Annotated in this window: 24 protein-coding genes and 1 pseudogene; 10 read left to right on the top strand and 15 right to left on the bottom strand. The window is 69.8% G+C overall.

The genetic code is table 11. From position 1 onward, the window contains the following. Positions 1–289 (bottom strand): VOC family protein (locus VD972_RS13495; RefSeq protein ID WP_324986393.1); only part of this gene is annotated, 289 nt, incomplete at its 3' end. A 98-nt stretch (positions 290–387) separates the two neighbouring features. Here VD972_RS13495 and VD972_RS13490 point away from each other — a divergent pair. The 7 genes from VD972_RS13490 to VD972_RS13460 all read left to right on the top strand — a co-directional run bounded on the left by VD972_RS13490 (position 388) and on the right by VD972_RS13460 (position 8,466). Beyond that, positions 388–1,194: a lysophospholipid acyltransferase family protein gene (locus VD972_RS13490; protein WP_324986390.1), complete on the top strand. Its 807-nt coding sequence runs from the start codon at positions 388–390 to the stop codon at positions 1,192–1,194. Next, a complete protein-coding gene (locus VD972_RS13485; protein WP_324986388.1) occupies positions 1,191–2,126 on the top strand; it encodes an SDR family oxidoreductase in 936 nt (311 codons plus the stop codon). Before VD972_RS13490 ends, VD972_RS13485 begins: the two co-directional genes overlap by 4 nt. A 24-nt stretch (positions 2,127–2,150) precedes the next feature. After that, the gene (locus VD972_RS13480; RefSeq protein ID WP_324986385.1) at positions 2,151–2,735 is read left to right on the top strand and encodes a hypothetical protein; all 585 of its coding nucleotides are present in this window, start codon (positions 2,151–2,153) and stop codon (positions 2,733–2,735) included. Further along, the gene (locus VD972_RS13475; protein WP_324986382.1) at positions 2,732–4,183 is read left to right on the top strand and encodes a M48 family metallopeptidase; all 1,452 of its coding nucleotides are present in this window, start codon (positions 2,732–2,734) and stop codon (positions 4,181–4,183) included. Before VD972_RS13480 ends, VD972_RS13475 begins: the two co-directional genes overlap by 4 nt. 9 nt (positions 4,184–4,192) lie before the next feature. After that, positions 4,193–4,780: an RBBP9/YdeN family alpha/beta hydrolase gene (locus VD972_RS13470; RefSeq protein WP_324986379.1), complete on the top strand. Its 588-nt coding sequence runs from the start codon at positions 4,193–4,195 to the stop codon at positions 4,778–4,780. Positions 4,781–4,783: 3 nt separating this feature from the next. Then, positions 4,784–7,327 (top strand): hypothetical protein, encoded by a 2,544-nt coding sequence (locus VD972_RS13465; RefSeq protein WP_324986376.1) that lies wholly within the window; start codon positions 4,784–4,786, stop codon positions 7,325–7,327. Positions 7,328–7,401: 74 nt separating this feature from the next. Beyond that, a complete protein-coding gene (locus tag VD972_RS13460; protein WP_324986373.1) occupies positions 7,402–8,466 on the top strand; it encodes a FadR/GntR family transcriptional regulator in 1,065 nt (354 codons plus the stop codon). Here VD972_RS13460 and VD972_RS45485 read toward each other — a convergent pair. Further along, positions 8,451–9,286, bottom strand: a pseudogene (locus tag VD972_RS45485) (pseudouridine synthase). The gene VD972_RS13460 and the pseudogene VD972_RS45485 sit on opposite strands and share 16 nt — an antisense overlap. A 367-nt stretch (positions 9,287–9,653) precedes the next feature. Beyond that, a complete protein-coding gene (locus VD972_RS13450) occupies positions 9,654–10,202 on the bottom strand; it encodes a GNAT family N-acetyltransferase (RefSeq protein ID WP_324986369.1) in 549 nt (182 codons plus the stop codon). Positions 10,203–10,313: 111 nt separating this feature from the next. Between VD972_RS13450 and VD972_RS13445 the strand changes: the two genes are divergently transcribed. Then, positions 10,314–11,555, top strand: a complete 1,242-nt coding sequence (locus VD972_RS13445) for a threonine/serine ThrE exporter family protein (RefSeq protein ID WP_324986366.1) — start codon at positions 10,314–10,316, stop codon at positions 11,553–11,555. On the opposite strand, the gene xdhB is transcribed toward VD972_RS13445, so the two are convergent. Genes xdhB through VD972_RS13430 form a run of 3 tightly spaced genes read right to left on the bottom strand, consistent with a single transcriptional unit; the run spans position 11,552 to position 15,851 of the window. Continuing rightward, positions 11,552–13,921 carry a xanthine dehydrogenase molybdopterin binding subunit gene (gene xdhB / locus VD972_RS13440; protein ID WP_324986363.1) on the bottom strand — a complete coding sequence of 790 codons (2,370 nt, stop codon included), beginning with the start codon at positions 13,919–13,921 and terminating at the stop codon, positions 11,552–11,554. The genes VD972_RS13445 and xdhB overlap by 4 nt on opposite strands. 4 nt (positions 13,922–13,925) lie before the next feature. Then, a complete protein-coding gene (xdhA, locus tag VD972_RS13435) occupies positions 13,926–15,377 on the bottom strand; it encodes a xanthine dehydrogenase small subunit (protein WP_324986361.1) in 1,452 nt (483 codons plus the stop codon). Positions 15,378–15,434: 57 nt separating this feature from the next. Next, a complete protein-coding gene (locus VD972_RS13430; protein ID WP_324986358.1) occupies positions 15,435–15,851 on the bottom strand; it encodes a DoxX family protein in 417 nt (138 codons plus the stop codon). Between the two features lie 116 nt (positions 15,852–15,967). On the opposite strand from VD972_RS13430, the gene VD972_RS13425 reads away from it, so the two are divergent. Continuing rightward, the gene (locus VD972_RS13425) at positions 15,968–17,068 is read left to right on the top strand and encodes an AI-2E family transporter (RefSeq protein WP_324986355.1); all 1,101 of its coding nucleotides are present in this window, start codon (positions 15,968–15,970) and stop codon (positions 17,066–17,068) included. 24 nt (positions 17,069–17,092) lie between these two features. Here the strand turns inward: VD972_RS13425 and VD972_RS13420 are convergent, their stop codons facing one another. Both VD972_RS13420 and VD972_RS13415 read right to left on the bottom strand, forming a co-directional pair. Continuing rightward, a complete protein-coding gene (locus tag VD972_RS13420; protein WP_324986352.1) occupies positions 17,093–17,311 on the bottom strand; it encodes a hypothetical protein in 219 nt (72 codons plus the stop codon). A gap of 409 nt (positions 17,312–17,720) precedes the next feature. Next, entirely contained in the window at positions 17,721–19,907 is a 2,187-nt protein-coding gene (locus tag VD972_RS13415; RefSeq protein ID WP_324986350.1) for a dipeptidyl-peptidase 3 family protein, read from the bottom strand. Positions 19,908–20,001: 94 nt separating this feature from the next. Between VD972_RS13415 and VD972_RS13410 the strand changes: the two genes are divergently transcribed. Then, on the top strand, positions 20,002–20,307 hold the full coding sequence (locus tag VD972_RS13410) for a hypothetical protein (RefSeq protein WP_324986347.1): 306 nt from the start codon (positions 20,002–20,004) through the stop codon (positions 20,305–20,307). A 210-nt stretch (positions 20,308–20,517) separates the two neighbouring features. Here the strand turns inward: VD972_RS13410 and VD972_RS13405 are convergent, their stop codons facing one another. The 7 genes from VD972_RS13405 to VD972_RS13375 form a co-directional block, all read right to left on the bottom strand. After that, on the bottom strand, positions 20,518–20,880 hold the full coding sequence (locus VD972_RS13405) for a hypothetical protein (protein WP_324986344.1): 363 nt from the start codon (positions 20,878–20,880) through the stop codon (positions 20,518–20,520). An 83-nt stretch (positions 20,881–20,963) separates the two neighbouring features. After that, positions 20,964–21,842 (bottom strand): radical SAM protein, encoded by an 879-nt coding sequence (locus VD972_RS13400; RefSeq protein ID WP_324986341.1) that lies wholly within the window; start codon positions 21,840–21,842, stop codon positions 20,964–20,966. After that, entirely contained in the window at positions 21,839–22,879 is a 1,041-nt protein-coding gene (locus VD972_RS13395; protein ID WP_324986338.1) for a radical SAM protein, read from the bottom strand. The genes VD972_RS13400 and VD972_RS13395 overlap by 4 nt, the downstream gene beginning before the upstream one ends. After that, a complete protein-coding gene (locus tag VD972_RS13390; RefSeq protein ID WP_324986335.1) occupies positions 22,876–23,964 on the bottom strand; it encodes a glycosyltransferase in 1,089 nt (362 codons plus the stop codon). Before VD972_RS13390 ends, VD972_RS13395 begins: the two co-directional genes overlap by 4 nt. Beyond that, positions 23,964–25,337, bottom strand: a complete 1,374-nt coding sequence (locus tag VD972_RS13385) for a tetratricopeptide repeat protein (RefSeq protein WP_324986333.1) — start codon at positions 25,335–25,337, stop codon at positions 23,964–23,966. Before VD972_RS13385 ends, VD972_RS13390 begins: the two co-directional genes overlap by 1 nt. A gap of 63 nt (positions 25,338–25,400) precedes the next feature. Then, positions 25,401–26,237 carry an alpha/beta hydrolase gene (locus VD972_RS13380; RefSeq protein WP_324986330.1) on the bottom strand — a complete coding sequence of 279 codons (837 nt, stop codon included), beginning with the start codon at positions 26,235–26,237 and terminating at the stop codon, positions 25,401–25,403. Positions 26,238–26,360: 123 nt separating this feature from the next. Continuing rightward, positions 26,361–26,867, bottom strand: coding sequence for an ureidoglycolate lyase (locus VD972_RS13375; protein WP_324986328.1), 507 nt, complete (start codon positions 26,865–26,867; stop codon positions 26,361–26,363). Positions 26,868–26,953: the final 86 nt, after the last annotated feature.

Below are 26,953 nucleotides of genomic sequence, written 5' to 3'. Positions count from 1 at the left end.
CCCCCTTCTGCTGCACCCGCTCCACGCTCCGGTCCAGATCCTCCACGGTGATGTAGATGAGCCACACGGGGGGAAGGCCCGCGTTCGAGCCCCGCGCGTGGCACACCCCAGAGACGGGCTCCTCCCTCCCGGGCGCGGTCATCACGAAGTCCTCGTACCCCCCCATGTCCAGCGGGGTCGCCTTCCAGCCCGCCACCTCCTGGTAGAAGTCGCGCACCGCCACCGCGTCCTTCACGGTGAGATCCATCCAACCTACCGAGCCCACTGCCGGCTTCTTCGCATCGCTCATCTGTCGCGCTCCTCCTGCGCCGACTCTACCTGCCAGGGAGGTGTCCGAAACTGCAAAGACGCGCACCGCCTCAGGCGCCACGGTGCTACGGTTGCCGGGTGGCGCGCGAAGAGTCCATTGCGGAGCGGATCAACCGGCTGGAGCTGCCGTTCAACGAGTTCGGCGTCGATCCGTATGGCATCTCCAAGAAGCACGTTGCCTTGGCGGCCTCCGCCTTCGCCGTGCTCTACCGCTACTACTTCCGGGTGAAGTGCTACGGCATCGAGCACGTGCCGCCGCGCGGGCGGGCCATGATCGTAGGCAACCACTCGGGGGGCTATGCCATTGATGGGGCCATGCTCATCACCTCCCTCTTCCTGGAGATGGAGCCGCCCCGGCTTGGCCAGGGCATGGCCGAGAAGTTCCTCAACCGCTTCCCCTTCGCCTCGCTGTGGACGAGCCGCACCGGCCAGTTCACCGGCCTGCCCGAGCACGCGCACCGGCTGCTCGAGGACGACCGCCTGCTCATGGTCTTCCCCGAGGGCGCGCGCGGCACCGCCAAGCTCTACCGCGAGCGCTACTCGCTGGTGGACTTCGGCACGGGCTTCATGCGCCTGGCCCTGCAGACGCGCGCCCCCATCGTCCCCGTCGGCATCCTCGGCGGCGGCACGGCCGTGCCCACCATCGCCAACCTCTACGGGCTGGGGCGCCTGCTGGGAGTCCCCTACGTCCCCGTCACCCCGTACCTGCTGCCCCTGCCCCTGCCCGCCCCCGTGGAGCTCCACTATGGCGAGCCCCTCACCTTCTCCGGCACCGGGGACGAGGATGACGACGTCATCGCCGGCTACGTCGCGCAGGTGAAGTCGCGTGTCGCCGGGCTCATCGAGCGGGGACGTGAGCTCCGGCACCAGAGGCGAGGGCCATGAGGGTCCTCATCCTCGGCATCGCCGGTGGCATTGCCCGCAAGCTGGCCACGCGGCTGCTCGACGCCGGGCACGAGGTGCTCGGCATTGACGTGCGCCCCTGGTCCAGCGCGCCCGAGGGCATCGAGTTCCACCGGGTGGATGTGCGCAAGCGCGCCGCGGAGGACGTCTTCCGCCGCCGCCGCCCGGAGGCCGTCATCCACATGGCCACCGTCACCGCGCTCAGCGTGCGGGGCGGGGAGCGCGGCCGCATCAACCTGGATGGCACCAAGGCCGTCTTCGATCACTGCCGGGACTACGGCGTGAAGCAGGTGCTCTTCGTCGGCCGCCACACCTTCTATGGCGCCGCCTCGGACTCTCCGCTCTACCACTCCGAGGACGAGCCCCCGCGCGCCCTGGAGAAGGTGCCCGAGCTGGCCGATCTCGTCGCCGCCGATCTCTACGCCGCCACCGCGCTCTGGCGCATGCCCGAGATGACCACCGCCGTGCTGCGCATCGTCTACACGCTGGGCGCCCCCGGCACGGGGACGCTCGCCAGCTTCCTGCGCGGCCGGCGGGTGCCGATGGTGCTCGGCTATGATCCGCTCTTCCATGTCATCCAGGAGGAGGATGTCGTCACCGCCCTCCAGCTCGCGCTGGAGAAGCGCCTCCGCGGCATCTTCAACGTGGCCGGCCCGCCGCCCGTCCCCTTCTCCGTCATCATCCGAGAGACGGGCCGCACGCCCGTGCCGCTGCCCGGGCCCCTGCTCGCTCGGCTCCTGGGGCGCTTCGGCTTCCCTCGTACCTCCGAGGGCGCGCTGTCCCACATCAAGTACCCCATCGTCGTGGACAACCGCCGCTTCCGCGAGGCCACTGGCTTCCACCCCGCCCACGACGAGGGCCGCATCATCCGCATCTTCCGCGAGGCGTCCCCGCTCCCCGGCGCTGAGTGGTAGGCCGCACCTCTTACGGAGAAGGTGATGATTCAGGATCCGGCGGGCCTCCTACAGCGCATCCCGGAGCTCAAGCCTCTGTGCGAGGACCCGGGGGTGTTGCACGCCGTGGAGCACGGAGACCCGTTCCGGCTCTATCGCGCGCTGCGCTGGGCCCGCTGGCTGGGACGCCTGCGCTCGCATCGGGAGCTCATTGACTCGCTGCTTCGCCAGCGGAGGCTCTTCGCACGCCCCCTCCACAAGAACCCCTGGCTGGGGACCGTGAATGGGTTCGGCTCCACGCTGCTCGGCACCGCGGAGCCGGACTCCCTGGATGGCACGCACATCGCCACTCACTGTGTCGTCGCGCTCTTCGCCCTCCCGCTGCTGCCCCTGGGGGCCTATGTGGTGCGCCCCGGCGAAGGCAGCGGCGCCTTCAACCGCTCCTGGACGCTCTTCGCGCGCGTGCCGATGGGCCCCCTGCCCTGGCTCTGGAGCCGTGCCCTGGCGCTGGGGGTGATAGTGCTGGTGGTGCTCGGGGCGCTGCAGGCCTTCCAGGACTCGCGCTCCCAGGACGTGCGCCTGATCAACGGCGTGTCCCAGCCTGTGCTCGTGGAGAGCGTGGCACCGTGAGCTCGCAGAGCACCACCCGCCGTGCGCTGCTGACGCTCGTCCTCTGGGCGGGCTTCTGGGTGCTGGGGCTCGTGGTGGTCGCCGCGCTCGCGTGGGTGCCGGTCGCCGAGAGCCTCTACTCCGGAGGGCTGGGGTGGGCCGGGTTCTTCTCCGCCGCGGGTGCGCTCACCGTCCTGTGGGCGCTGCGGCCCCGCTGGTCGTTCCGGCGGCAGCGTGAGGAGCTCGAGTATCTGTCCCAGGAGCGCTTCCCAGCCCTGCACGCCCTCGTCGATGATGTGGCCCGGCAAGTGGGGTCGCGAGTGCCGCGCAGGCTGTTCCTGGCGGACCAGGCCACCGCCTTCATCTCCATGGAGCGGCGCTGGTTCGGCCTGCGGCGAGAGGCGATCGTCGGGGTGGGCTTCCCGATGTTCGCCCTCCTCTCGCGCGAGGAGCTGGCCTCCGTGCTCGCGCACGAGTTCGGCCACCATGCGGGGGGAGATCTGACGCTCGGCCCCTGGGTGTACCGCACGCGGTCCGCCATTGCCTCGGCTGTGGACACGCTGGAGGACTCGGCCTTCTTCCTCGACGTGCCCTTCCGCCTCTATGGCCAGGTGTTCCTCCGGGTGTCGGGCGCCGTGTCGCGCCAGCAGGAGCTGGCCGCGGATGCGCTGGCAGCCCGGACGTGCGGCCCCGAGGCGACCGCCCGGGCCCTGCACAAGGCGCATGTGCTGGCACCGCTCTGGAGCGCCTACCTCCACCATGACGTCATCCCCATCATCGAGAAGAGCGTGCGCATCCCCTTGCTGGAGGGGTTCCGCGCCTTCCTCCGAGAGAAGTCCTGGCGGGCGGAGATCATGCATGACATCGAGGAGGAGGCCCGCCGCCCGCCGTCGCCGTGGGACTCGCACCCGCCGTTCGAGGAGCGGCTGCGCTCGCTCGGGCACGAGGGGCCCCGCGAAGGCGAGCCTCTGCCGCTGAAGGAGCTCGAGACAGGAGGTTGCATCGAGCTGCTCGGCGGAGAGGCCCACGCGGAGGAGGTGTTCTACGAGCAGAAGACCCGCGGCAGCCTCGTCTCCTTGCGGTGGGGAGAGCTGGGCGAGAAGATCATCCTGCCGGAGATTGCCCGGCACCTCACGGGCGGTGCCCTGGATCCACGCCGCACGCCGCTGAGCTCGCTGCCGGAGCTGCTGCGCGAGGGCCCCGGGCTCTGGGACCGGGTGCGGCCCCCAGGGCTCGACATCCTCTCACCCGAGGCCAAGCGCCAGCGTGCTCGCCTCCTGCTGGTGCAGTGGCTGGCCGCGGTGCTGGTCCAGCGCGGCTTCGTGGCGGAGCTTCGCCCAGGCATGCACCTGAGGTTGCAGCATGAGGGCCACTTCGTGGAGCCAGCCTCCGTGGTGGAGTGGCTCACGCGAGGGGTGTGGACGGAAGAGCAGTACCGCGCCTGGAGCAGCCTGATCGAGCAGCTATGAGGTTCACGCATGGATCGCCCCCTCTTCATCGTCCCGCGCTGGGCTGGCCGGCCCGATACCGACTTCTACTCCTGGCTCGAAGCACAGATCCGGGAAGCCCGGCAGGGCCTCTCCTCCGTCCGCACGCTCGACATGCCCCACCCCGCCCAGCCCACGATCGAGGCCTGGGTGGGGGCACTCGCCACGGCCGTAGGCCCCACGCCTGCGCCCTCCACCGTCCTCATGGGCCACAGCGTCGGGTGTCAGGCCGTCCTTCGCTACCTGGCCACCCTTCCTCCCGGGCACGTCATCGACGGGGCGCTGCTCGTTGCGGCCTGGTGGGACGTGGACAAGCCCTGGGAGAGCATCGTCCCCTGGATCGAGACGCCCGTGGACCTTGCCCGCGTGCGCGCCGCGGCCCGCCGCTTCGTCGTGCTGCTGTCGGACAATGATCCGTTCACCGCGGACCACGCGCGCAACCGGCGCCTGTGGGAAGAGCGGCTCGGCGCGGAGGTCGTCCTCGCTCCCGGCGCGCGCCACTTCAACAACCCGCGAGAACCCGCCGTGCTGGAGACCCTCCTCTCTCGCTTCGGCTCCCCCGCACCCTCTCGGAGCTGATCCGTGCCCTCCTCCTCCTCCTCCCGAGAAGCCATCCCCGAGGCCCTCACGGGCTCCCCCTCCTTCCTCATGCTCGGCGCGTGGGAGGTGGGAGGCACGACGTTCGAGATCGCCAGCCGCCGCAGGCTCGACACCCGCCAGGTCATCCCCTACTTCGAGCACGAGGGCGAGCTGCACGTGGGCGTGCTCCAACGCCGCCGCGCCTCCCGGGCCGTGCGCGGCGCGCCCCTGCTCGGCCTGGAGCCCGTGGGCATCGACTTCGCCGGCGTCGACGAGACTGGGGACATCCTCGAGTACGGCCGCTCCGTCTTCAATGCGCGCACCCGCATCTCCATGGATGAGCGGCGCCTGAAGATCCCCCTGCCGGCCTACGCGCGCTCCATCGGCTACCTCACCGAGCTGTCGCTGCCCCTGTTCGTCGCCGTCCACCCGCCTCCCTCGCCGGAGATCGATGTGGAGTGGGATGGTGGGCACCACCGCCTCCTCTTCCGCCCCGCGGAGACGCTCCTGCGCGAGTTGGAGGCCGGTGCTCACGTCCACAGCGAGGATCTCGTCCTGCTCCTGCGCGCGCTCGTGGGCCCGGGCCCTGCCTCTCAACGCCCGCCAGCAGAGGACTCTCCGGGGGCCCGGGCCCTGCTCGAGCGTGAGCTCGGGCGAGTCTGGGACGCGGAGCGGCTGGCGGCCTTCGTGGAGCGGGGGCTCGACGCGGAGACCGCCGCGGGGTTCCGGCGACGGGTGCCGCCCACGGGTGCGGACCTGCGCTTCCTCCGCGCGCACCGCGTCCACCTGGAGGGCCAGTGGTGGGAGGTCGTCACACCGGGCACGGGCCAGTCGCTCGTCGTCCTCCCCTTCGTGCGCCACGGCGGAGAGACCTACTTCCTCCTCTGGTCCGAGCTCCGCCCCTCCGTGCTGGAGCGCCGGATGCTCCAGCCCCTCTATGACCTGCCCATCCACCCGCACTACGTGAACGCCACCGGCTTCTTCCTCTCGGAGGCCGAAGCCCGAGCGCTGGACTCGAACGCGGCGCTGCCTGGGCTGGTCGAGCGAAGGCTGGGCGCGGCGCTCGGACAGCCCGTGGGGGTGCGCTCGCTCCAGCGGCTTGGCCCTGGCGCGGAGCCGGCGCCCACGGTGAGCAGCGAGGTGCGCCACCGTGTGGCCTGTGAGCTGGATGTCTCACGGCTGCAGGCGCTCCCGGGGGACGTGTTCCTCATCCGCGCCCCCGAGCTGTCCCGCGCCGTCTCCGAGGGCCGGGTGCGCGACCCGATCATCGTCTCCGGGCTGCTCTCGCTAGGCGGCGAGCTGGGACTGGATCCCTTCCGCGAGGCCCGCTCTGCTCCCGTCGAGACCCGGCTCGCGTTCCTGGACACGATGACGCATGGCTCGACGGTGCAGCGGCGCCTGAAGACCTACTCCTCCATCGAGCAGGAGCAGCTTCAGGCCCCCACCTACGCGCGGCTGATGACGCTCCTGCAGCACGAGTACGGCGTGCGGGTGGCCTACCCGCAGAACGAAGCGGACCGCTCCTTCTTCAAGGCCGCCTTCCGCGTCTTCATGGCTGCCGATCGCGGCGAGAACCGGGCGCTCCAGGGGCTCCACTGGTCCCATGACGCGTTCCACTTCGCGCTGGGCAACTACACGCTGCCGGGCCCCTCGGACTTCGAGCGCTGGTACGTAGAGGGCGAGCCCGTGCCGCCCACTCCTCCACCCGAGGGCCCTGTCTGGGATCAGTACGCACGCGCGCTGAAGGCCTCCGAGGACGAGGCCACCTTCTTCAGCTTCTGGACGCTGTACCACGAGGTGTTCTCGCTGAGCCGCTACGTGAAGATGCTCAGCTACTACGAGGCGCTCCGAGACATGGGCATCACCGATCGCGCGACGAGCCGTGCCATCTTCGACATGGTGACGAGCCGCGCGGAGATCCCCGTCGAGGTGGAGCGCTCCGAGCCCTACCGCAACCGCAAGGAGGTGCGGGACCTCTTCGAGTACATGCGCGGCTTCCGCGACTACCACATGAAGGACATCCAAGAGGCCTGGAAGTACGCCACGCGCGACGTGTACCGAGGCTTCTTCCTGCACTTCGGGCTCTACTCGGGAGACGTGGACGCGTACGTGCGCGGCGTGAAGGCCTTCCAGTCCAGGCTGGATGCGTACCCGCCAGGCCTCAACCCGCTGCTGGCTCAGTGCGCGGATGTCCGGGTGGCGCTGGCGCTGCGCGTGTTCGACGGCACCAAGGCGCTGCGGCTGGTGCGGAAGGCCTTGGAGGGTGCAGGCGAGGCGCTCCGTCAGCGGCGCCGAGACTTCCTGCATGGCGTGGCGGAGCCCTACTTCACGGCGCTGGAGGAGCAGCAGCGAGCGCTGGAGTCGCTACGAGCCCGGGTGAGACATGCGGAGATGGTGCCATGGAACGAGCGCCTCCACGCGGACATCCAGGCCCTGGCCACCACCGTGGAGACTTTGCGTGGCTGGCTCTGGGACCAGGTGGCTCAGACCGCCCTGCTCTCGTCCGAAGCCGTCGCCGCCGAGCGCGTCCGTGAGCTGCCACGGTAGCCCTCACCTCCTGGCTCGAATGTCAGACTCGCCTGATTTCATGGCTGCCACTTGCAACGAGAAGGGTGGCGGACATGGAACGGATGGGGCTCGTCGCGCGCGTCGCGGAGGAACTCGAGCGGGTGATTTCTCAGGGCCAGCTGCCTGAGGATGGACTTCTTCCCTCAGAGCAGACGCTGGCGCGGCGCTATGGTGTTTCTCGAGCCACCGTCCGGGAAGCCCTGCTGCGCCTGGCCACACGAGGCCTGGTGGTGCAGCACCCCGGCCGGAGGAGCCGCGCGTTGGCGCTGGACGAGTCGGTGACGCTCGAGAACCTGGGCGTGGCGCTGCATGGCCAGGGCCCTGCACTCCCAGAGCGGCGGCGGCTGCTGGAAGGTTACTTCGCCCTCAAGCGGGAGGTGACGGTCGAGCTGCTGGTGGCCTGTTGCGAGAGCGCCCCTGAGACAGCCCTGGATCAGCTGCGAGACTCCTGCTTCGCGCTGCGCGATGCTGCTCGCTGGCAGGAGGAACCCAGCCTCTGGGCAAAGCTGGAGTTCGAGCTGCTTCGGCTTGCGGCACGTGCGGCGGACCGCCCCGGACACGCGCTGCTCATCCAGTCGCTGGAGCGATCCTTTCGGGGAATGGCTGGGTGGGTGCTCCCCCACCTGGACTCCAAGGCGATTCACCAGTGGGCCCTCTGCGCGTTCCACGCCCTCGGCGAGAGGGACACTCCGGTGCTGCGTCGAGAGCTGTCGGCATTGCTCCAGGTGGCCGATGAGCGCCTGCTCCGCCGCCTCGCGCCTGTCCCCAAGACAGACGACCTGCCTGAGGTTCCTCCCCCCGCGGTGGAGCCACTCCGTGAGCAGGCCTCCAACCCTGAGTCCGAAGGGAGCGAGCTGCCGGACGCGGCCTCTCCGAACCTGTCTGGTTGTCTGACAGGTTTGCTGGAGGTGCCGCCGGCAGCAGGCTCCCTGCCCGAGCCTCCATGCTCCGACTTCCGCCCTGCCCCGGACCCCATGATGACCGGGGTGGGTGCGCTCCCATCCCCAGCAGAGACACATGAGCCCGCTGCAGGGTCATCCGCGCCACGGGCTCACGATCCGTCACCTGCTGGCGCTGGGGCTGGGCCTCCTGAGCACCTTGGCTACCCGGGCTCTTGAGCAGTATGTCCGCGGAACCCAAGCCCTTCGGACACTTCTGTGACACTGAGCCCACGCCCCGCGGCCACGGGCACATCCAGCACCACCCCCCTACGGCCTCCCGGTGCAGGGCACGAACCGGGTGCCCCACCGCCGCGAGCATGCGCTTCACCTGATGGTGGCGCCCCTCCGTGAGTACCAGCTCCACACGATCCGGCCCGAGCAGCCGCACCCCCGCCGGCCGCGTGGGCCCATCGTCCAGCACCAGCCCTTGCCGGAGCCGCGCGAGTGCCGCCTCCGAGGGCCGGCCCGCCACCTCCGCCACGTAGCGCTTGGGCAGGTGTGTCTCCGGTGAGGTGCCGTGCTGCACCACTCGCTCATCATTGGTGAAGAGCAGCAGGCCCGTGGTGTCCCGATCCAGCCTGCCGATGGCGTACCACTCGAAGCCCTGCATGCCGGCGGTCAGCACCGCGCGCAGACGGTCGAACACCGTCCCCACCCCTTCCGGGTCCGTCCCCGCGACGATGACACCCGCGGGTTTGTGGAACATCCACACGAGCAGCGGCGCCTCGAGGCTGCGCACCTGCCCGTCCACGCGCACCTCCACTCCCGGGTGCACCGGCGCGGAAGGCTCTCGCTCCACTCGGCCCGCCACCTCCACCCGCCCCTCGCGAATGACGCGCTCCGCCTCCGCCCGAGGCATCACCCCCGCCCGGCCCAGCGCGCGCGCCAGCCAGTCCGCCCTTCCTCCTGACGGTGGAGTCTCTTTGCGCAGCCGCGCCGCCTCCAGCCACCGCGGTGTCCTCTTCCGGCTCACGGTCTCCCTCTTCGCCTCCCTCATTTATTCCCACCTGGAACCACCGTACAGCCCCCGCGCTTCATTCCTTTCCATGCACGCGGCGGCTCCGTCGGCTGCTCCGCAGCCAGTGTGAGCACTCCTGTCTGGTCGAGGCCTTGCCGTACCTGGCTTTCTTTCATGGTGTGCCGTGCGTGCGGCCAGCAAGCCGCTCCTGCGGCACGTGTCATCCACAGGAAGAAACATGGCCAGCGTCATCGAAGGCAGTGGAGTCCAAGGCGGTCTCTCCGACGGGCTCGCGCATCCCCCCACCGCGCCGCTGGATGACCTGTCCACGAAGACTCACTAAGAGCCTCACCCCGGCTGCAGGGACCGCCGGGTGCTGTTTCAGCCCGGCGGTCCACGCTTCTGGCTAGCGCTTGGGGCGAGCCGCCCACTCCCGGTCGAGGATGGCCTGGATGAGCGAGTCGCACCACTCGCCCTTGAGGAAGGTGTTCTCCCGGAAGTGAGCCTCCAGCCGGAACCCGAGCTTCCGGAGCACGCCCACGGAGCCCGCGTTGCGCGGATCGCAGTCCGCCCACACCCGGTGCAGGCCCAGCGTCCCGAAGCCGAAGTCCAGCATCGCCTCGGACGCCTCCGAGATGTAGCCCTTGCCCCACTGAGAGCGATCGAGGACGTACCAGAGTGCGCCCTCGCGCTGCTCGGCATCAACCACCTTCAGTCCACAGCGGCCCAGGAGCCGCCCGTCCTCCCGAAGCACCACCGCCAGATCATGGATGCGCCGAGGTGACTCCAGAGCCGTGGCCATGGAGTCCTGGATGTATTTCAGGCTCTCCTCAGGCGTCCGGACTCCGTGGGATTGATACCGGACGACCTCTGGGTCGGACTCGTACGGCCAGGTGGCGCGCCAGTCGTCCTCCTCGAACTCGCGCAGGCGCAGACGGGGGGTGAGCAGTTCCATGGCGCGCCCAGCGCACGCTGGCAGTCCTCTGGAGTCAAGGACTCTGTCGTCCAGGCTCGCTGGCCTGCGAGGAGGTTTGACTCGCCGGGAGGGCTCTGCCATGTGCGGCGCGTGCATCCGCCCGAATACCCCTCCGCGTTCCGCGAGCCGCCCCCTGGGCCGGTGGTGGCGTTCATCCTGCGGCTGGGCCAAGCCCTTCACCAGTACGGCACCCCCGCCCACCGGCTGGAGGAGCAGCTCCACCAGGTCTCGGAGCGCTTCGGCATTCAGGCGCGCTTCTTCTCCACGCCCACCTCCATCTTCGCCTCCTTCGGTCCGCCCGAAGCGCTCCAGACGAGCCTCATCCGCGTGGAGCCCGGGGTGATGGATCTCGAGCGGCTGACGCTGCTGGATGAGCTCGCTCAGGAGGTCATCCACGCGACGATCTCTCCGGATGTGGGTGCCGCGCGGGTGGAGACCATCCTCCAGGCCCCCCCGCGCTACGGGCGTCTCATCACCCTGCTCTGCTGGACGCTCGCGGCCGGATCCGCGGCGAGGCTGTTCGGCGGGGGGCTTCGGGAGATGGGCGTGGCGGCGATGAGCAGTCTCGCCATCGGCGTGCTGGACCAGCTCACACGCCGCAACCCCCGGGCCGCCCGGGTGCTGGAGCCGGTGGCCGCGTTGTTGGCCTCAGCCCTGGCCGTCACGGCGGCCAGTGTCCTCGGGCCGCTGTCCGTCCAGGTGGCCACGCTGGCCGGGCTCATCGTCCTGCTGCCGGGGCTCGGGCTGACGGTGGCCATCAACGAGCTGGCCTCGCGCCACCTCATCTCCGGCGCCTCACGGCTCACGGCCGCGGCGCTCGTGTTCCTCCAGCTCATCTTTGGCGTGGCGCTGGGAGAGAGGGTGGCCGAGCTGCTGCCCATGCCACCGGCGGGGCTGCCCTCTGCTCCACTTCCCTTCTGGACGGCGGTGGGAGCGCTGGTGGTGGTGGCGGCGGCGGTGACGGTGCTCTTCCGGGCGCGGCCGGCGGATATTGGATGGATCATCGCCGCGGGAGCCCTGGCCTTCGCCGGAGCGCGCCTCGGAGCACGTGGGTTGGGCACGGAGCTGGGGGCCTTCGCCGGAGCACTGCTGCTCGGCATGGCGAGCAACGCCCTGTCCCGACTGCGCAACCGGCCGTCGGTCGTCACCATCGTGCCCGGGATGATGCTGCTCGTGCCAGGGAGCCTGGGCTTCCGCAGCCTGGAGTCCCTGCTCGCGCGGGACGTGGTCGCCGGCGTAGGCACGGCGTTCTCCATGCTGCTGGTGGCGGTGGCCATCGCCGTGGGCCTGCTCTTCGCCAACGCGCTGGTGCCCTCGCGCCGGGTGCTCTAGCGCTTGGGCGCCCGGGCTGTCTCCACCGCACGGAGGATGGCCTCAGGCGTCGCGGGGGACGCAAGCTGCACCTCCGTGCGCGGCGGACCGAAGGCCCCGATCGCGTGCCGCAGCGCCGTCACCGCCCCGATGGCGAGCATGAGCGGCGGCTCGCCCACCGCCTTGCTCCCGTGAATGGTGTCCTCCTGGGGCGCACGCTCCAGCAGTGCCACGCGGAAGTCCTCGGGCGCATCCCCGAGCGCGGGGATCTTGTACGTGTCCGGCGAGTGCGTCAGGAGCCGTCCCTTCGCATCAATGAGGACCTCCTCGCACGTCAGCCACCCCACCCCCTGGATGAAGCCACCCTCCACCTGCCCCTTGTCGATGGTGGGCACCAGCGAGCTGCCCACGTCGTGCAGGATGTCCACGCGGCGGACGCGGTGCTCTCCCGTCAGGCCCGACACCTCCACCTCCACCACGGCGCCACCAAAGGCGTAGTAGTGGAACGGCTTGCCCCGCCCCGTCATCCGGTCGTACCCGATGTCCGGCGTCCGGTAGTACCCCGTCGCGGACAGTGACACCTGGGCCGCGTACGCCGCTCGCGTCACCTCCTCGAAGCTCAGGGTGCGCTGCGCGAGCCCCGGCACGAACGCCTTCCCTGCCGAGAAGACCACTCGCTCCGGCTCGCCTTCCACCTGCAGCAGCTTCGCGGCCACGGGCCGCATCCTCTCACGCAGCACCTCGCAGGCGGCCTTCACCGCCATCCCGTTCAGGTCCGAGCCGCTCGAGGCCGCCGTGGCCGAGGTGTTGGGCACCTTGTCCGTGGCCGTGGTCATCACCCGCACGTGCTCCACCGGCACGCCCAGCTCGTGCGCGCACACCGTCCGCATCTTCGTGTGCAGGCCCTGTCCCATCTCCGTGCCGCCGTGGTTCAGCTGCACCGTCCCGTCCGCGTAGATGACGACGAAGGCCCCCGCCTGGTTGAGGAAGCTCGTGGTGAACGAGATGCCGAACTTCACCGGCTGGTAGGCAATACCCCGCTTCGTCCACTGCGAGGAGGCGTTGAACTGGTCGATCTCCGCCCGGCGACGCGCGTACTCGCTCGAGGTCATCAGCTCCGCGTGGATGCGCGGAATCCGGTTGCCCTCCACCGCCTGCCCGTAGTGCGTCTGGTTCTCGGGCGCCTCGCGGTAGTAGTTCCGCCGCCGCACCTCGGCCGGATCCAGCGCCAGCCGCTCGGCCGCGCGGTTGATCACCTCCTCCACCACGTACATCCCCTGCGGCCCACCGAAGCCGCGGAACGCCGTGTTGGAGGGCTGGTTCGTCCGCGCCACCCGCCCCCGCACCTCCACGTGCGGCAGGAAGTAGGTGTTGTCCATGTGGAACAGCGCGCGATCCAGGATGGCGTGCGACAGGTCATTGCTCCACCCGCCGTCGGATACCAGGTCGGCCTTGAGCGCCAGCAGCCGCCCGTCCTCGGAGAAGCCCGCGTCATAGCGGGCCCAGAACGGGTGGCGCTTCCCCGTCTGCTCCATGTCCTGATCCCGGTTCAGCCAGACTTTCACAGGCCGCCGGGTGGCGTACGCCGCGAGCGCCGCGAGCGCCGCGAAGGGCGCCGCCTGCGTCTCCTTGCCACCGAAGCCGCCTCCCATGCGCGGCACCTCCACCGTCACCTGGTGCCGCCCCAGCCCCAGCACCTCCGCCACCTTCTCCTGCACCTCCGAGGGGTGCTGCGTCGAGGACCAGAGGCGCACCGCCCCGTCCTCCTCCAGCACCGCCTGCGACACCTGCGTCTCCAGGTAGAAGTGGTCCTGCGCCCCGGTCATGCACTCGCCCTGGATGCGGACCGGCGCGGCGATGAGGGCCGCCTCCGGCTCCCCCCGGCGGATGACATGCGGGTTCGGATAGAAGGGGTGGGGGATGAACAGGCTCTTCTCGATCGCCTCGCCGATGGTGAGGCAGGCGGGGAGCACCTCGTACTCCAGTTCCACCAGCGCGGCGGCCTGCCGGCACAGCGCCGCGCTCTCTGCCACCACGAAGGCCACGGCCTGCCCGATGCAGTGCACCTCGTCCGTCGCCAGCAGCGGCTCGTCGTGCACGCCCCGAACCGGGCTCACGTCATTGGCCCCGGGGATGTCCTGAGCGAACAGGACGGCATGCACGCCCGGGAGCGAGAGGGCCCTCCGGGCATCCCGGCGCACCAACCGCGCATGAGCGTGGGGCGAGGCGATCACATGGCCCACCAGCAAGCCCGGCGGAGCGGGCAGATCATCCACGTACAGGGCCTCGCCGCTGGTGTGCTTCAGCCCGCTCTCGTGGAGGCCGGGGGCATGCAGCGGGCTCCTGGCCTCGGGCTGCGAAGGAATCTCAGAGGGTATGGCGACCATCACATCACCTCACCTGAACCGTAGCGGTGTGGCGCTCCTGGAGCCGGGGCGAAGGCTCGGAGAGCGTCTCCTGGAAGAAACCCCGGAGCAGGTTCTTCGCCACCTGCGCTCGGTACCAGGCCGAGCCACGATGGTCCGTCCGGGGGGTGAAGTCCTCCTCGAGCCGGGCGAGCACCGCCTCCACGCTCGCCTCCGTCCAAGGCTGCCCGACGAGCCCCTCCTCGGTCCGCCGTGCCCGGGCCGGCCGGGCCGACATGCCCCCGTAGGCCAGCCGGGCCTCGGCCACCTTCCCTGCCGCGTCCACCACCACCCGGAAGCCCGCGGACACGGAGCTGATGTCCAGCTCCCGGCGCTTGGAGACTTTGTAGGCGATCGTCCTCGCCCCCGAGGGCTGCGCCGGCACGTCCAGGAAGGCGAGGATCTCCCCTCGCTTCAGCGCGGTGCGACGGTAGTCCACGAAGAAGTCCTCCAGCGGCATCCGCCGCTCGCCCCCGCGCGAGAGCACCACGGCCTCCGCACCCAGGGCGATCAGCACCGGCGCCAGATCGCCAATGGGGGACGCGGTGCACAGGTTTCCACCCACCGTCGCCCGGTTCTTGATCTGCCGCGCGCCGAAGTACCGGATCATCCGCTCCAGCGGGGGGCAGGCCGAGCGCGAGTAGTCCTCCAGCTCCGTGAGCCACACCGTGGCGCCCACGCGGTGCCCCCCCGCGCGCGGCTCCAGCGCCCGCAGCTCGCGCAGCGCCTCCAGGGACACGAGCAGCGGCGGCTCCGCGAAGCGCTTCGTCACCTCCAGGGACAGGTCCGTGCCGCCCACCACGAAGCGGGCCTCCGGGTGCGCGTCCAGCACCTCCCACAGCGCCTCGAGGGTGGCAGGGGTGAAGAAGCGCTGGGGCCCGGCCGAGTAGGCCAGCTCCATGGGCTCGGGCTTCGTCTCCGCCAAGGCCCGAGCGAAGCGATCCTGCGGCCCCAGCCCCGCCACGCGAGCGGCGGCGTCCCGGATGGGCCGGTAGCCCGTGCAGCGGCAGAGGTTGCCGCACATCTGCGCGTCCAGCTTCCAGGGCTCGTCCAGGTCCTTGCGGTGACAGGCCTCCAGCAGCGCCATGGCCACCCCCGGTGTGCAGTAGCCACACTGAGAGCCCAGCTCGCGCGCCAGCGTCTCCTGCACCACGTGGTAGCGCCCTCCCTCCTTCAGCGCCTCCACGGTGTAGACGCGCTTGCCCTGCACCATGGGCAGCAGCAGCAGGCACGAGTTGATCGCCCGCAGCGCCTGCCCGCCCTTCCCATCCTCCTCCAGCACCGCCACCGTGCAGGCGCCGCAGTCACCCTCCGCGCACCCCTCTTTGGTGCCTGTCAGGTGGGCCCGCTCCCGCAGGTACCGCAGCACCGTCAGGGTGGGTGAGAGCCCCGACTCCTCCACGAGCCGATCGTTGAGATAGAAGCGCAGCCGATCCATGTGTCTCCTGGCAGCCCCCGAGAAGGCTGTGCGGCGCAGTCTACCCTGGCCGCCGCCTCAGCCCCGGTTGAAGTAGACCGCTGCCAGGCTGACCAGGAAGTAGGGAGCGAGCCCCGCCGCCCCCGCGTAGTCCTTGGCCACCCGCTGGCCGAACAAGAGCGACAGGAAGGTCACCCCGGACACCATGCCGCCGGCGCAGGCCAGCCGAGGGCTCCCCGTGGCCACCAGCATGGCAATCCCTCCGGCGCTCAAGGCCCCGGACGCCAGCTCCATCAGCGTGAGCGAGAGCAGCATGAGCTTCGGCTGTTCCCGGAGCACCGGCACCTTGGAGAACACCGAAGTCACGTAGCCCAGGTTCCCCTTCCAATCGATGACCTTGTCCAGGCCGGACTGGAGGAAGGTGATGGCCAGGTAGGCGACGGGCAGCACCTGCAGCATCCACAAGGGGAACTGGGGCGAGTCGAGCGGCGGCATGGCCTCACTCTACCCGCCTGGGGCCCGTTCCCAAGTCCCATGTCACCGTGTGGAAGTCAGCGTTTCACCCGATTTTCCCTTCCGCCCGGGCCCGGAGCTTCCTAAGTCGCCTGCATATGGCTTCGGACCAGGTGGCGCGGCGCGTCTTCATCGGGCTCATCATCATCTCCCTGCTCCTGATGGCGCTGATCGTCCAACCCTTCGCCAAGGGCTTCTTCCTGGCGGCGGTGCTCGCCGGCACGCTCTATGGGCTCCACCAGCGGCTGACTCGCGTCGTGCGCGGGCGCTCCTACCTGTCCGCGGGCGTGCTCACCTTCGGTGTCATCGTGGCGCTGCTGCTGCCCCTCACGGGCTTCACCGCCTTCCTCGTCACGGAGATTGCCGACGGCGTGCGCTTCGTCCAGCAGACGCTGCGCCAGGAGGGAATCGAGGGGCTCATGGAGCGCCTCCCCGGCCCCGTCCGCAATCTTATCGACAAGGTGATGGAGCGCCTCCAGGTGGAGGAGCTGCAGCTGGACGACAAGCTCCAGCAGCAGGTGAGCTCCACGGGCGGTACCGCCGCGAAGGCCGTCACCGGGGTGGTGGCCGCCACCGGCTCCTTTGCCTTCCAGACGATCATGATGTTGATCGCCTTCTTCTTCCTCCTGGTGGACGGCAAGCAGCTGGTGGAGTGGGTCGAGAGCGTCTCCCCGCTCAGGCGAGGGCAGACGGGGGAGCTCCTCCGCGAGTTCCGCCTCGTCGCCGTCGCCGTGCTGGTGTCCTCGCTAGCGACGGCGGGGGTGCAGTCCGTGGCGGCGCTGGTGGGCTATCTCATCGCTCGGGTGCCCGTGCCCTTCTTCTTCGCCGCGGTGACGTTCTTCCTGGCCCTCATCCCCGCCATTGGCGCGGCCGTGGTGTGCTTCGCCGCCGCCGGGCTCCTGCTGATCACCGGACACCAGTGGATGGCCCTCTTCCTGGCCATCTGGGGCGTGGTGGTGGTGGGGCTGGTGGACAACGTCGTCAAGCCCCTGCTCGTCAAGCGGGGCCTGGACATGCACGGCGCCATCATCTTCTTCTCGCTGCTGGGAGGGCTGGCCGTGTTCGGGACGGTGGGCCTGCTGCTGGGCCCGCTCATCGTCGCCTTCTTCCTGGCGGTGCTGCGCATCTACGAGCGTGACTACGGCCGGCCTTCCGGACGGCCTTCGGATCCGCCCACCCCGCCCAGCGCGTCCACCTGAAGCGGGCGGTGCCTCCGGTGCGGCCTACCAGGAGGCGACGCCCTCCTCCCACATGCTGTCGAAGTCGTCCTCGTCCACGACAGGCCGGGGCCGCGAGGCGAGACGCGCCTCCTGCGGCCGGGAGGGCAGCTCGCTCACGGACGGGACGAGGCGAAGCGAAGGCGCCACCAGGGGAGGAGCCCTGAGGTGCATCGCGTCGCGCAGCGCGTCAACGGTGGCTTCCAGCTCAGTCACGGCCAGCATGGTCCCTCCCTCCAGTGTGTCCGAGGTGTGGATTCGTGGACGGACTCAGCAATCGCCGTGCCGCCTGTGAACGTCCTGCGAGCCTGGACTGACAGGCCCGAGCCCTGAGCGCGGGCTCGCCTTCTCCGTACGAGAACCAGGGAAGGCCCTGGCTCGCCCCTGGCCTCTCCGAGGGGCGGATCTCCATGGATGACGGAAATCCGTGGCTGGAGAGCCACACGTGTCTGAAAGCCCGTGTGTCTCGGGAGCCGAGCGTGTTCGCATCCCTGTCTCCCAAGGCGTACTGCCGTCCCACAAGCGGGACGGCGCGTCCCCTGAAAGAGAGCAGGAGGGCCACCCAGGCACCGCCCCTGACGCAGGGCGTCACCTGCGAGCACTTCCCCTGCTGCCGGCGCGGACAGCTCCGGGCTCAGCGCCCCGAGCCGGACTTCGCGCCGCGCTTCGAGGCGCCAGACTTCGCGGGAGCGCCGGTGCCCTTGGCGGGCGTCTCGGCACGGGCGGGCGGCACGAGCGACTTGTAGACCTCCTTCAAGGCGTCGGGGGTGCTGGCCAGACGGGCGGCGGTCTTCGCGGCCTCCGCGGGGGGCAGCTTGCCGAGCACGCTGCGCTCGAGGTGTTGCTCGAGGAAGCCCTGGGTGGTGTCCACCTTGAGGTCTGCCACCTGGCCCTTGTCGTCCACCACGGGCACGAGGCGAGGCGCGGTGAGGTAGAGCACCGAGGGCACATCCGCGGCCTTCACGCGCTGCACGACTTCGTCCCGGAGCTTGGGGTCGAACTTGATGCCCTTCTGCGTCACCAGCTCGCGGATGCCCTCGTAGTCCCCGGTGGCCTTGATGACCATGAGCTTGGAGAGCAGCTCGCCCACGGCCTCGCGCATCTTCGCGTAGTCCGTCACCCCCCAGTACGTGTGCCCGCCCTCCACCACCTGCTTCACGGCCCCCTTCTCCACCAGGAAGTTCACCGTCATGTGGTGGCCGCGCTGGTGGTCCTCCTCGAACGAGTCCCCCTTGTCCACGCGTGCCAGGTTGGTGAGCCCCTCGACGAGGTAGTCGCGGTACATCTGCTGGGCGATCTTCTCGGCGTCCGGGGACAGCTCCTTGAGCGCCGGATCGAAGGCATGCCAGAGCGCGACGAGATCCGCGCGGGCCTCCTCCAGCGTGTTGTCGTACTCCTTGAGGAAGGCCGAGGGCTGCTGCTTGCCGAGCTTCTTCTTGTCCACCTGGCCGGAGGCGTGGCCCAGCACCTCGTGGAAGGCCACCAGCCACTTGCGGGCGGAGACGGAGTACTTCCGGGCCTGGGCGCGATCCTCGGGCGTGCGAGAGAACTCAATGGCCAGGGGCAGCCGCCGCAGCGCCGAGGCCGCATCCATGACGTTGGCCACGAGCACGCTCTTGCTGCCATACTTCTCGCGGAGGTGCTGCTCGTTGGGCAGGTTGATGCCGGCGGGCGGCTGCGGGTGGGTGGCGACGAAGTCGATGGCCTTGGCCACCGGCAGCGTCACCTTCTTCCGCTTGTAGAGGTCCGGCCAGGGCATGCGGTCCTCGAAGTACTGGGCCTTCTTGGCGATGAGCTCCATCACCTGGTTCTCCGCGGCGTTGCGGTAGTTGACGAGGGCCTCCCACTGGCCCTTCTGCCCGCGCGGATCCACGTACGTCTCGATGAAGCCGATGTTGGCATCCACCAGCGTGTCCGCCTTCAGCCAGGCGATGTTGTAGGCCTCCCAGTCCTTGGGGCTGCCCGTCTGGAAGTAGCGGATGAGCTTGGAGAGCACCGGCTTCTGCTTGGAGCTGGCGGACTTCATCGCCTCGGTGAGGTGGTCATTCACGCGCGAGAGCTCCGCCGCATAGAGGCCGGGGGGGATCTTCTTGTCCCCGGCGCGGAAGATCTGCTCCACCAGCTTCCCGTTGTCCTTCACCACCCGGGAGTTGAGGGGGTTCTTCTCCTGGAAGCGCTCCAGGTCCTTGAGCGTCACGCCGGGCCCGTAGGAGGTGCTGGCCGAGGCGGTGAGCATGTCCTGGCCCTCCGGCGGCGACTTCGCGGTGAGGGTGGGCTCGAAGGAGGCGTCGAAGATCGTCGGCTGCAGCTCCTTGAGCCAGGCCCGCAGGGAGTACTCGTCCTTGACGGAGAAGGTGGCGCCGGCGCGGAAGGCGCGGACTGCCGCGGCCTCCAGCTCGCCGGGGGTGAACTCCGGGAGGAACTTCTGTCCTGTCACCTGATCGTGGTTGCCCGTCTCTCCATAGAAGCGCGTGAGGTACTGCTTGAGCCGCTTGTCGAACAGGCCTGGGCCGCCAGCGCCCTCCAGGCCGAAGAGGTAGACGCCCTCGAACAGCCGCTTGACGTCCAGCGCCTTCCAACCGAGCTGATCATAGGCAATGTCCTCGCCCGCATGGGCCGCCAGCGTGAGGGACCAGGCGACGCGCTTGTCCTCCGGGGACAGCCCGGCCACTCCTGGCGCGAAGAGCTGCGCGAGGGCGTGCCTCCCGAAGCGCTCCTTGAGGAACGACTGCGCCGAGGGAGGGGCGCTCGTGTTCGCGGGCTCGGCCGGTGTCGCCTGCGGGGCGGCGGCGAGCACGGCGACCAGGAGGAGGACGTTCATGCAGGCTCCCAGGGAGGAACGGGGGGAGCTCGCAGTTACCACCCGGGCCCCCTGGGTTCCAGTTTGACGACGGGGGGCCGCTCAGAAGGTGTGGGTGTCCTTCCCGGCGCCGCCGCCGAGACCTTCCTGGAGCCTCACTACCAGCAAGGTGGCTGTCGAGCTGAAGCTGGAGCCCACCCAGGGGATGCCGCCCTGGCGAGCGGTGAGGGCGGAGCTGCTGGGGCCGGGGAGACGCGCGCTGCGCGTGAAGCTCCCCTGGCAGCGTGAGCCCCTCAGGTTCGACGTGGAGGACAAGCACGTGGTGGTCGAGGCGGATGCCACGGACGAAGAGCTCCAGGGCAGCTTCACCCTCAAGCGGGGAATGAGGACGGCACTCGGAGCCTCCTCGTCACGGGAGTGAGCTTCCCGTGAGCATTGCCAATGGCCAGCGCTGGGGCAAGGCCTGATGCAGCTCGAGACACCCATCCACCCCTGGCGGCGGCGCCTGGAATGAACCTGTCTGACAAGTAGACAGGTTCTCACTGGCGCATGAAGAAGCAGAGGACGACGCCATCGCGGGCCATCAGCATGCCGCTCGTATTCCTTAAGCGGATGATGGGAATGTTCTCCCTCATGGAGTCACCCCCGCCCTTGGCGAGATGAGCACAGCCTCTCCCCTCAGGGCGTTCCTGTAGATCTCGCCTTGGTTGTAGCCAGCACAGGCGCTGTTCTCTCCATATTCTCTCCACTGCGGCTTGTTGGTATCAGGGCAGGGAAACTTGAAGTCCAGCGTGAGCACGGAGCTCCGCAGGCTGCTGCGATTGGCATGCAGGACGATGTCCGGCTTGATCGTGCGCCACAGCTCCTTGGTGCACCCCTGGGCTATCAGGCGCGCCTCCTCCTCCCGGCTGACGGTCTCCAGGAACCGGGCGTTGGGATAGTAGCGGTAGCGCTGCTCGAGGCTGAACGGCGCGGGCCACAGTTGCTCGAGCACCTCGTGGGTGCACCCTTCCAGCGCATGGCTTGGCAGGCGAGCATGTTCGTCTCCCAGGGGCAAAGATGGAGAACCGAGAGCGCTCAGAAGGTGTGGGTGTCCTCCCCGGCGCCGCCGCCGAAGCCCTCGATGATTCCCCGGTTCTGCGGCACCGTGCAGGGACACACCTCATAGCGGCACGGGGCCGGCGCGTCCCACAGGTGCAGGGTCCCGTCGAAGACGTTTCCCAGGTGCCCATCCCCGAAGCGCTTCCCGGGGTAGCAGGAGAAGGCGTCCCCCTTGGGGTGGATGATGAAGTACTTGCTGCCCGCGTGGCACAGCCGCCCCTTGAGCTGGTAGCCGCGGTTCATCTGCGAGGGCGACACCATGTCCCCAAAGGCCCGATCCAGCCGCCAGCGATCCACCCACCCGTACTTCGCCGGCTGCCCGTTCACCCGCATGAGCTGGGGGTAGAACTTGATGCCCGCGCCCTCGAAGCGCTCGCGGCTGTCAGCCACCTCCGGCACCTGTCCCGGCACCACCACGCTGTTCACCACAAAGGTGGCGCGCGGCCACTTCGCCAGCAGCTCCTTCACCGCCCGGGCCTTCTCGAAGAACTCCGCCTCCTCCACCTCCTCGCGGTGCAGCGAGCACGAGAAGGTCCTCAGCTGCTCCCCCGCCGCCTCGATGAAGGTGGAGATGACCCGCACCGGCGCGGAGAGGTTCGTGAGCAGAGACACCCTGTGCCCAGCCCCCGCCAGCCGCCGCGCCACCTCCGGCAGCCGCTTGAGCAGGAAGGGCTCGCCGCCGGAGATCTTGAACTCCCAGCTCCCCGGCAGCGCCGTGAGTGTGGCCAGCGCCGCCTCGAGCTGCTCGTCCGTGGGCCCGCCAATGCCCGGCATGTGCTTCTGCACGCAGTACGTGCAGCGGTAGTTGCACCCACCGACAATGTTCCAGCTCACCGTGGGGCGTGGGCCGCTCATGGCAGCTCCCCCGCCTCGAGCATCTCTCGCAAGTCCCGCGCCGCCGCGAAGTTCATGTCGTGCTTCCCGCATCGCGCGCAGCCCGGGTAGTACTCGCCGCGGTGGAGCCGCTCACGCACGGCCTCGTACGCTGGCGCCCGCCACACCTCCTTGAGGGGGCCGTCCTTCACGTGCCCCGCCTCAATGTGCTCGCAGCAGAAGAAGACGCGCCCATCCACGTAGACGCGGCTGTAGAGGTAGCCCGCGAAGCACCCGGTCTCCTGCCCCGAGGGCCACTTCCCCGAGAGCTGCGCCTCGTAGGCGTCCAGGTTGTGCTTCACCTTCAGCGCCTTCGCGAGCTTGCGCGCAGCCGGGATCAGCTCCTCGAGCAGTCGCTGCTTCTGCTCGCCGGTGAGCGCGTGGTGCTCCGTGCCCCTGGGCACATCCCCGACTTTGAAGGACGAGCGCGCCCCCACCTCGTGCGCCAGCCGCACCATCTCCGGCAGCTCCTGATAGTTCACCCGGTTGACGACCTGCACCAGGTTGACGGCGGTGACGTCCCGCACCGTCCGGACCCCCGCCAGCAGCCGGTGGAACGTCTCCGGTGGCTGGTTGGGGTGATAGGCCACGTAGGTCTCCGGTGACGCGGACGCCATGTTCAGCAGGAGCTGATCCACCCCGAGCCCCCGCACCCGCTCCCAGTCACACAGCGTCCCGTTGGTGATGATCGTGAGCCGCAGGCCTCGCGCCTTCACCTTCTCGATGAAGCCGTAGATCTCCGGGTGCGTGAAGGGCTCGCCTCCTCCGCTGATGACGATGCGCTCGGCGCCGGCCTCGGCAGACTCGTCCACCATCCGGTGGAAGGTGGCCGCGTCCATCCGCTGCCGCTTCCACGTGACGGGCTTGGCCACCGCCAGATCCGGCGCGTAGTTCCAGCAGGTGATGCAGTCCAGGTTGCAGGCGTTGGTGACGTCCAGGTGGACCGTCTCCGGCCCGGTGCGCGGCTTGCGCTCCAGGTAGCCCTTCAGCCGCTCTCGCTGCGTGTCCTCGTTCCTCATGCGAGCAGCTCCAGCAGCGCCCGTGCCGCGGGCTCCGCGCCATTGCGCTCCACTCTCTTCAGGGCGGCGCCTCGCAGGCGCTCGCGCGTGGCGGGGTTCATCAGCTCGCGCACCGCCCGCGTGAGCCCCTCTCGCGTCAGCGGCGCGCACACCAGCCCGGCCCCCGCCGCCGCCACCTCCCGCGCGCGCTTCTCCTGATCATCCACCATCCGCTCGAAGGGCACGAAGACGGAGGGGACACCCGCATACAGCAGCTCGTGCACGGCGTTGTAGCCGGCCGCCGTCACCGCCGCGTCGAAGGCAGGCAGGAAGTCCAGCGCGGGGTAGCGGCCCTGGAGCACCACCGCTCCCTCCAGCGCGGGGGGCTGCTCGCGCCACAGCGGCCCCGCGCCCACCACCAGCCGCACCCCGGGCAGCTCGCGCGCCACCTGGGCCGTGAGGGTGAGCGCCCTCGCACCCTCGGGATCGCCCCCACCTCCAAAGGAGGCGTAGAGCAGCGTGGCCTCCTCCGGCAACCCAAGCGCCTGGCGGGCCTGCGCACGAGAGGGCAGCTCCTGGCGCTCGCGAATGAGGATGGGCCCCACCGCGCGGGCCTTCACGGGCTCCGGCAGAGGCCCCACCAGGGACACGTCGTCATGCGGAATGAGGATCAGATCGTACAGGCGCAGCGACGCCTGGAGCAGCTCCGAGCCCGCCGACTCCGCACGCTGCTCTCGGAAGACGAAGACGTTCTTCTGCCGCCAGCGCAGCGCGGGGATGAGCTCCTCGAAGCTGCCGGTGGGGTAGGTGTCCACCACGAGCACGTCTGGATCGAACGCGGCCAGCGTGTTCCACGTCACCGTCTGCACCAGCTTGAGGTAGCTGCCCTTGCGCAGGCCACAGCGCTCCCGGATCGTCTTCGAGGGCAGCTTTACCGCCGCGAAGCCCTCGTGGTAGATGACATGGTCCGCCTCGGACGAGGTGAGGAAGAGCACCTCGCACTCGGGGGAGAGGCGCTTCAGCGCTCGTGCGATGGACAGCAGGCGCGTCACATGTCCCAGGCCGAGGCCATTCACGGCGTAGAAGAGGAAGCGAGGCGCGCCCATCAGGAGTGATCCTTCCAGTCACGCTCCTCGCGGCGCTCGCCGGCCTTCCTCGCCGCGGCCTGCGCCGCGGCCTGCGCCGCTGCGGCCTCCTGCGCGCTGTCCAGATCCAGCATCTGGCTCACCCCATACGCCGCCAGCCCCCCCACCACCGCACCTCCCGCGGCGATCGCCGCCACCTCGGCCAGGGAGCGCTGAGGGGTGAAGTCCCAGGCCGGGATCGGCCGGATGCCCGGATAGGGCTTGTGGCGGTGGGTATACGGGTCATACCCCCGCAGCTCGCTCCAGTGCACCACCCGCCCGCCCCCCTCTATGCGCACCTTGATCGGAGGCGGCTGGCCAGCGGCGGCCATGTTCGCGCACGGCGGGCACGCGACGACGGGGGTGACGTCCGAGCCCCGCTTGAGCGGCACCTGCATCCGGAAGGAGGCATTCGCCAGGGGACGCGCACAGAAGTAGCAGCCCACCCGCTCTCCCTCGGGAAGGAAGGCCCTGTCCCCGAAGTGCGCTCGAGCCCGCTCCGCCGCCGCCTTCGAGCTCTCCTCCGCCGCTTGCACCAGGCCCTGGGCCGCCGCGAGGCCCTCCTTCCCCGTCCGGGCCTTCTCCACCTCGTCGCGCGCCCGCTGCTCCGCCATGGTGGCCTGGTTGAGCAACGCGCGCAGATCGGCGTCCTCTTCCAGCCGCAGGGCATGCTCCACCGAGACGAGCTCTTTCGCGACCCGCTCCATCCGCTGAACCAGGGGCGACACGTCCACGCGGCCCTTCGCCGGCTGGGAGCCTCTCCGGGAGCTGTGGCGCTCGGCGGGGGCCTCCGCTGGAGCGGCTCTCGCCTTGCGGATGATGAAGCGGATCAAGAAGAAGCCCAAGAAGAACACGGCCGTCGAGCCGATGCAGAGCACGGCACCGAGGCCGGTGGCCACCGGCCCCCCACTCGAGGGGCTTGCCTCGGAGCCAGGGCCTGGGGCCGAGCCGCTCGTCGAGGCGCCGCTGAAGGGAGCATCCTCGGTGGAGAACCCCATCTCCCTCAGCTTGTCGTCGATCTCCGCCCGCTTGTACGCCGGGTCCAGGACCCGCGACTGGCGCAAGGCGTCGCGCGCCTCCGAGTCCCGGTTCAGCTTCCGCAGCGCGAGCCCCCGGTTGTACTGCCACCGGGCCTTGCCGGGCTCCAGCGCCGCGGCCTGATCGAACTTCGCCAGGGCACCCGCGTAGTCCTTGGCGTCATAGAGGCGCTTGCCCTCTTCGTACACCGCGAGCGCCTGCGCGCCGCGATCCCCGTCCGCCGCCGCGGGGCCGCCACTGCCTGCGGGCGCCTGAGCCACCGCCACGGGCCCCAGCAGGAGCACCAGGCCCAGCACCCAGAAGTTCCATCGCGTCACGTACCCGCTCCTTCTCACTCGCTCCCGAGTTAACGCCAGGAGCGGCAGGAGGAGCAATGCACGTTACGAGGCGCCCACCCCATCTCCCGGCGACGCCTCGTCCCCAGCCACGGAGGCCGCCAGAAAGCGCTCGATGTTCTCTGCGACTTCGTCCGGCACCTCCAGCGTCGGGAAGTGGCTGCGCGCGCGCAGCTTCACGACCTGGAACCAGGGATGGTCCGCGGCGAAGGACTGCTGCGCCATGAGGTACTCGGGGCTCTCTGGCTGCGAGTACAGGTGCACCACCGGCACGGGAGGCACCAGGGCGGAGAGCGCTCGGAGCGGATAGCCCTCCCGGGCATAGGCGCTGGCGATCTCCTGGCCTGCGCGCCTCCACATGTCCTCACCGAACACCCCCATGTCCTCCTCGACGAAGCGGGTGATGTCGGCCGAGTCGACTCCCTCCAGCCACTGCCGGAAGAGCGCGTCGCGGCTGCCTTTCCACGACTCGGAGCGGAGTCCCTTCAGCGCCTCGAGGAAGGCGCGTGGCGGATCGACGATGAGCCAGTCCAGCAGCACGAGCCCCCGCACACGCTCCCCGAGCCGTCGCCGCAGCTCGAGCGCCAGCCACCCCGCGTGGGAGGGCGCGACTGGGACTACCTGGCGCACGCCACTGGCCTGCAGCACCGCCAACAGATCGTCCACGAGGGTGTCACTGGTGAACGCTTCCCCGCCCTGCTCGGACTGGCCGTGCCCGCGCAGGTCCACGGAGAGCACCCTGTGTCGGGCACTGAGCTGAGAGAGGAGAGGGGCGAAGATCGCCCGGCTGGTGCACCAGCCAGGCACGAGGAGGAGCGCGGTGTCGCCCTGCCCCACGTCCTCGTAGCGAATGCGAGCCCCTCTGGAGCGAACCTCGGGCATGACGACTCCCCTACTGGATCTCCGGTGGCATTCCGGACGTCCGACTCAAGGTGGGCACAGCTTGCGTGCCTTGCAACAGACAGGCGACGTGCTGGCCCCCTGGTTGCTCTCGGTCCCCCTGTGTCAGTCGCTCGTCACGAGCAGCGGCGCTGAGAGGGGACGCTCCTCGCAGTCCCGCGCGGTGCCGTCCTCCCAGGCCAGCATCAGGAAGTCCGCGGGGCCCTCCAGCGCGATGATGGGGTGGTGCCAGACACCGGCGCGATAGTTGATGCCCTGGCCTGGGCCGCACAGGAACGCACGAAGCCGGGCGAGCTCCGGCTCGCCGCGCTCGTCACTCGGGCACACGACGACGAGGAACCGCCGGCATGCCAGCGGAACGAACATCTGCGTCGAGAAGGAATGGCGCTCCACGAGGCGCACCTCGAAGGGCAGCGCCTTCGCCACCGAGTGGAAGACGGCGAGGTTCGGCTGCGCCTCGGGCCGGGTGCTGGCCAGCTGGGCCACGCGATCGTAGCGGGTGGCCGTCCCCTGGTTGGCGCTCGTGCCGCCCGCAACCTCCAGCCCAATGACGTCCCCAAATGGGGCGAAGGCCTCGCGCGTGAGGGGCTGCGCCCGGAGTGGCTCCCGCATGCTCATCTCTCCAATAAGGGGGTGAGTCCCCAGCGGACACCCGGGCCGCTCCTTGGACCCGGGTGTCCTTGCCACACTCGCTGCTT

This window comes from Hyalangium sp., from assembly GCF_035629615.1.
Lineage (GTDB): Bacteria > Myxococcota > Myxococcia > Myxococcales > Myxococcaceae > Hyalangium.
This window is presented reverse-complemented; position numbering and strand designations above follow the sequence as displayed.

Bases quoted from the DNA above. Each gene is read 5' to 3' on its own strand.
- VD972_RS13400 (WP_324986341.1), bottom strand. From the start codon at position 21,842: ATGAGCGGCCCACGCCCCACGGTGAGCTGGAACATTGTCGGTGGGTGC.
- VD972_RS13375 (WP_324986328.1), bottom strand. From the start codon at position 26,867: ATGCGGGAGCCACTCCGGGCGCAGCCCCTCACGCGCGAGGCCTTCGCC.
- VD972_RS13430 (WP_324986358.1), bottom strand. From the start codon at position 15,851: ATGCCGCCGCTCGACTCGCCCCAGTTCCCCTTGTGGATGCTGCAGGTG.
- VD972_RS13485 (WP_324986388.1), top strand. From the start codon at position 1,191: ATGAGGGTCCTCATCCTCGGCATCGCCGGTGGCATTGCCCGCAAGCTG.
- VD972_RS13420 (WP_324986352.1), bottom strand. From the start codon at position 17,311: ATGCTGGCCGTGACTGAGCTGGAAGCCACCGTTGACGCGCTGCGCGAC.
- VD972_RS13480 (WP_324986385.1), top strand. From the start codon at position 2,151: ATGATTCAGGATCCGGCGGGCCTCCTACAGCGCATCCCGGAGCTCAAG.
- VD972_RS13395 (WP_324986338.1), bottom strand. From the start codon at position 22,879: ATGAGGAACGAGGACACGCAGCGAGAGCGGCTGAAGGGCTACCTGGAG.
- VD972_RS13415 (WP_324986350.1), bottom strand. From the start codon at position 19,907: ATGAACGTCCTCCTCCTGGTCGCCGTGCTCGCCGCCGCCCCGCAGGCG.
- VD972_RS13390 (WP_324986335.1), bottom strand. From the start codon at position 23,964: ATGGGCGCGCCTCGCTTCCTCTTCTACGCCGTGAATGGCCTCGGCCTG.
- VD972_RS13425 (WP_324986355.1), top strand. From the start codon at position 15,968: ATGGCTTCGGACCAGGTGGCGCGGCGCGTCTTCATCGGGCTCATCATC.
- VD972_RS13450 (WP_324986369.1), bottom strand. From the start codon at position 10,202: ATGGAACTGCTCACCCCCCGTCTGCGCCTGCGCGAGTTCGAGGAGGAC.
- xdhB (WP_324986363.1), bottom strand. From the start codon at position 13,921: ATGGTCGCCATACCCTCTGAGATTCCTTCGCAGCCCGAGGCCAGGAGC.
- VD972_RS13380 (WP_324986330.1), bottom strand. From the start codon at position 26,237: ATGCCCGAGGTTCGCTCCAGAGGGGCTCGCATTCGCTACGAGGACGTG.
- VD972_RS13470 (WP_324986379.1), top strand. From the start codon at position 4,193: ATGGATCGCCCCCTCTTCATCGTCCCGCGCTGGGCTGGCCGGCCCGAT.
- xdhA (WP_324986361.1), bottom strand. From the start codon at position 15,377: ATGGATCGGCTGCGCTTCTATCTCAACGATCGGCTCGTGGAGGAGTCG.
- VD972_RS13460 (WP_324986373.1), top strand. From the start codon at position 7,402: ATGGAACGGATGGGGCTCGTCGCGCGCGTCGCGGAGGAACTCGAGCGG.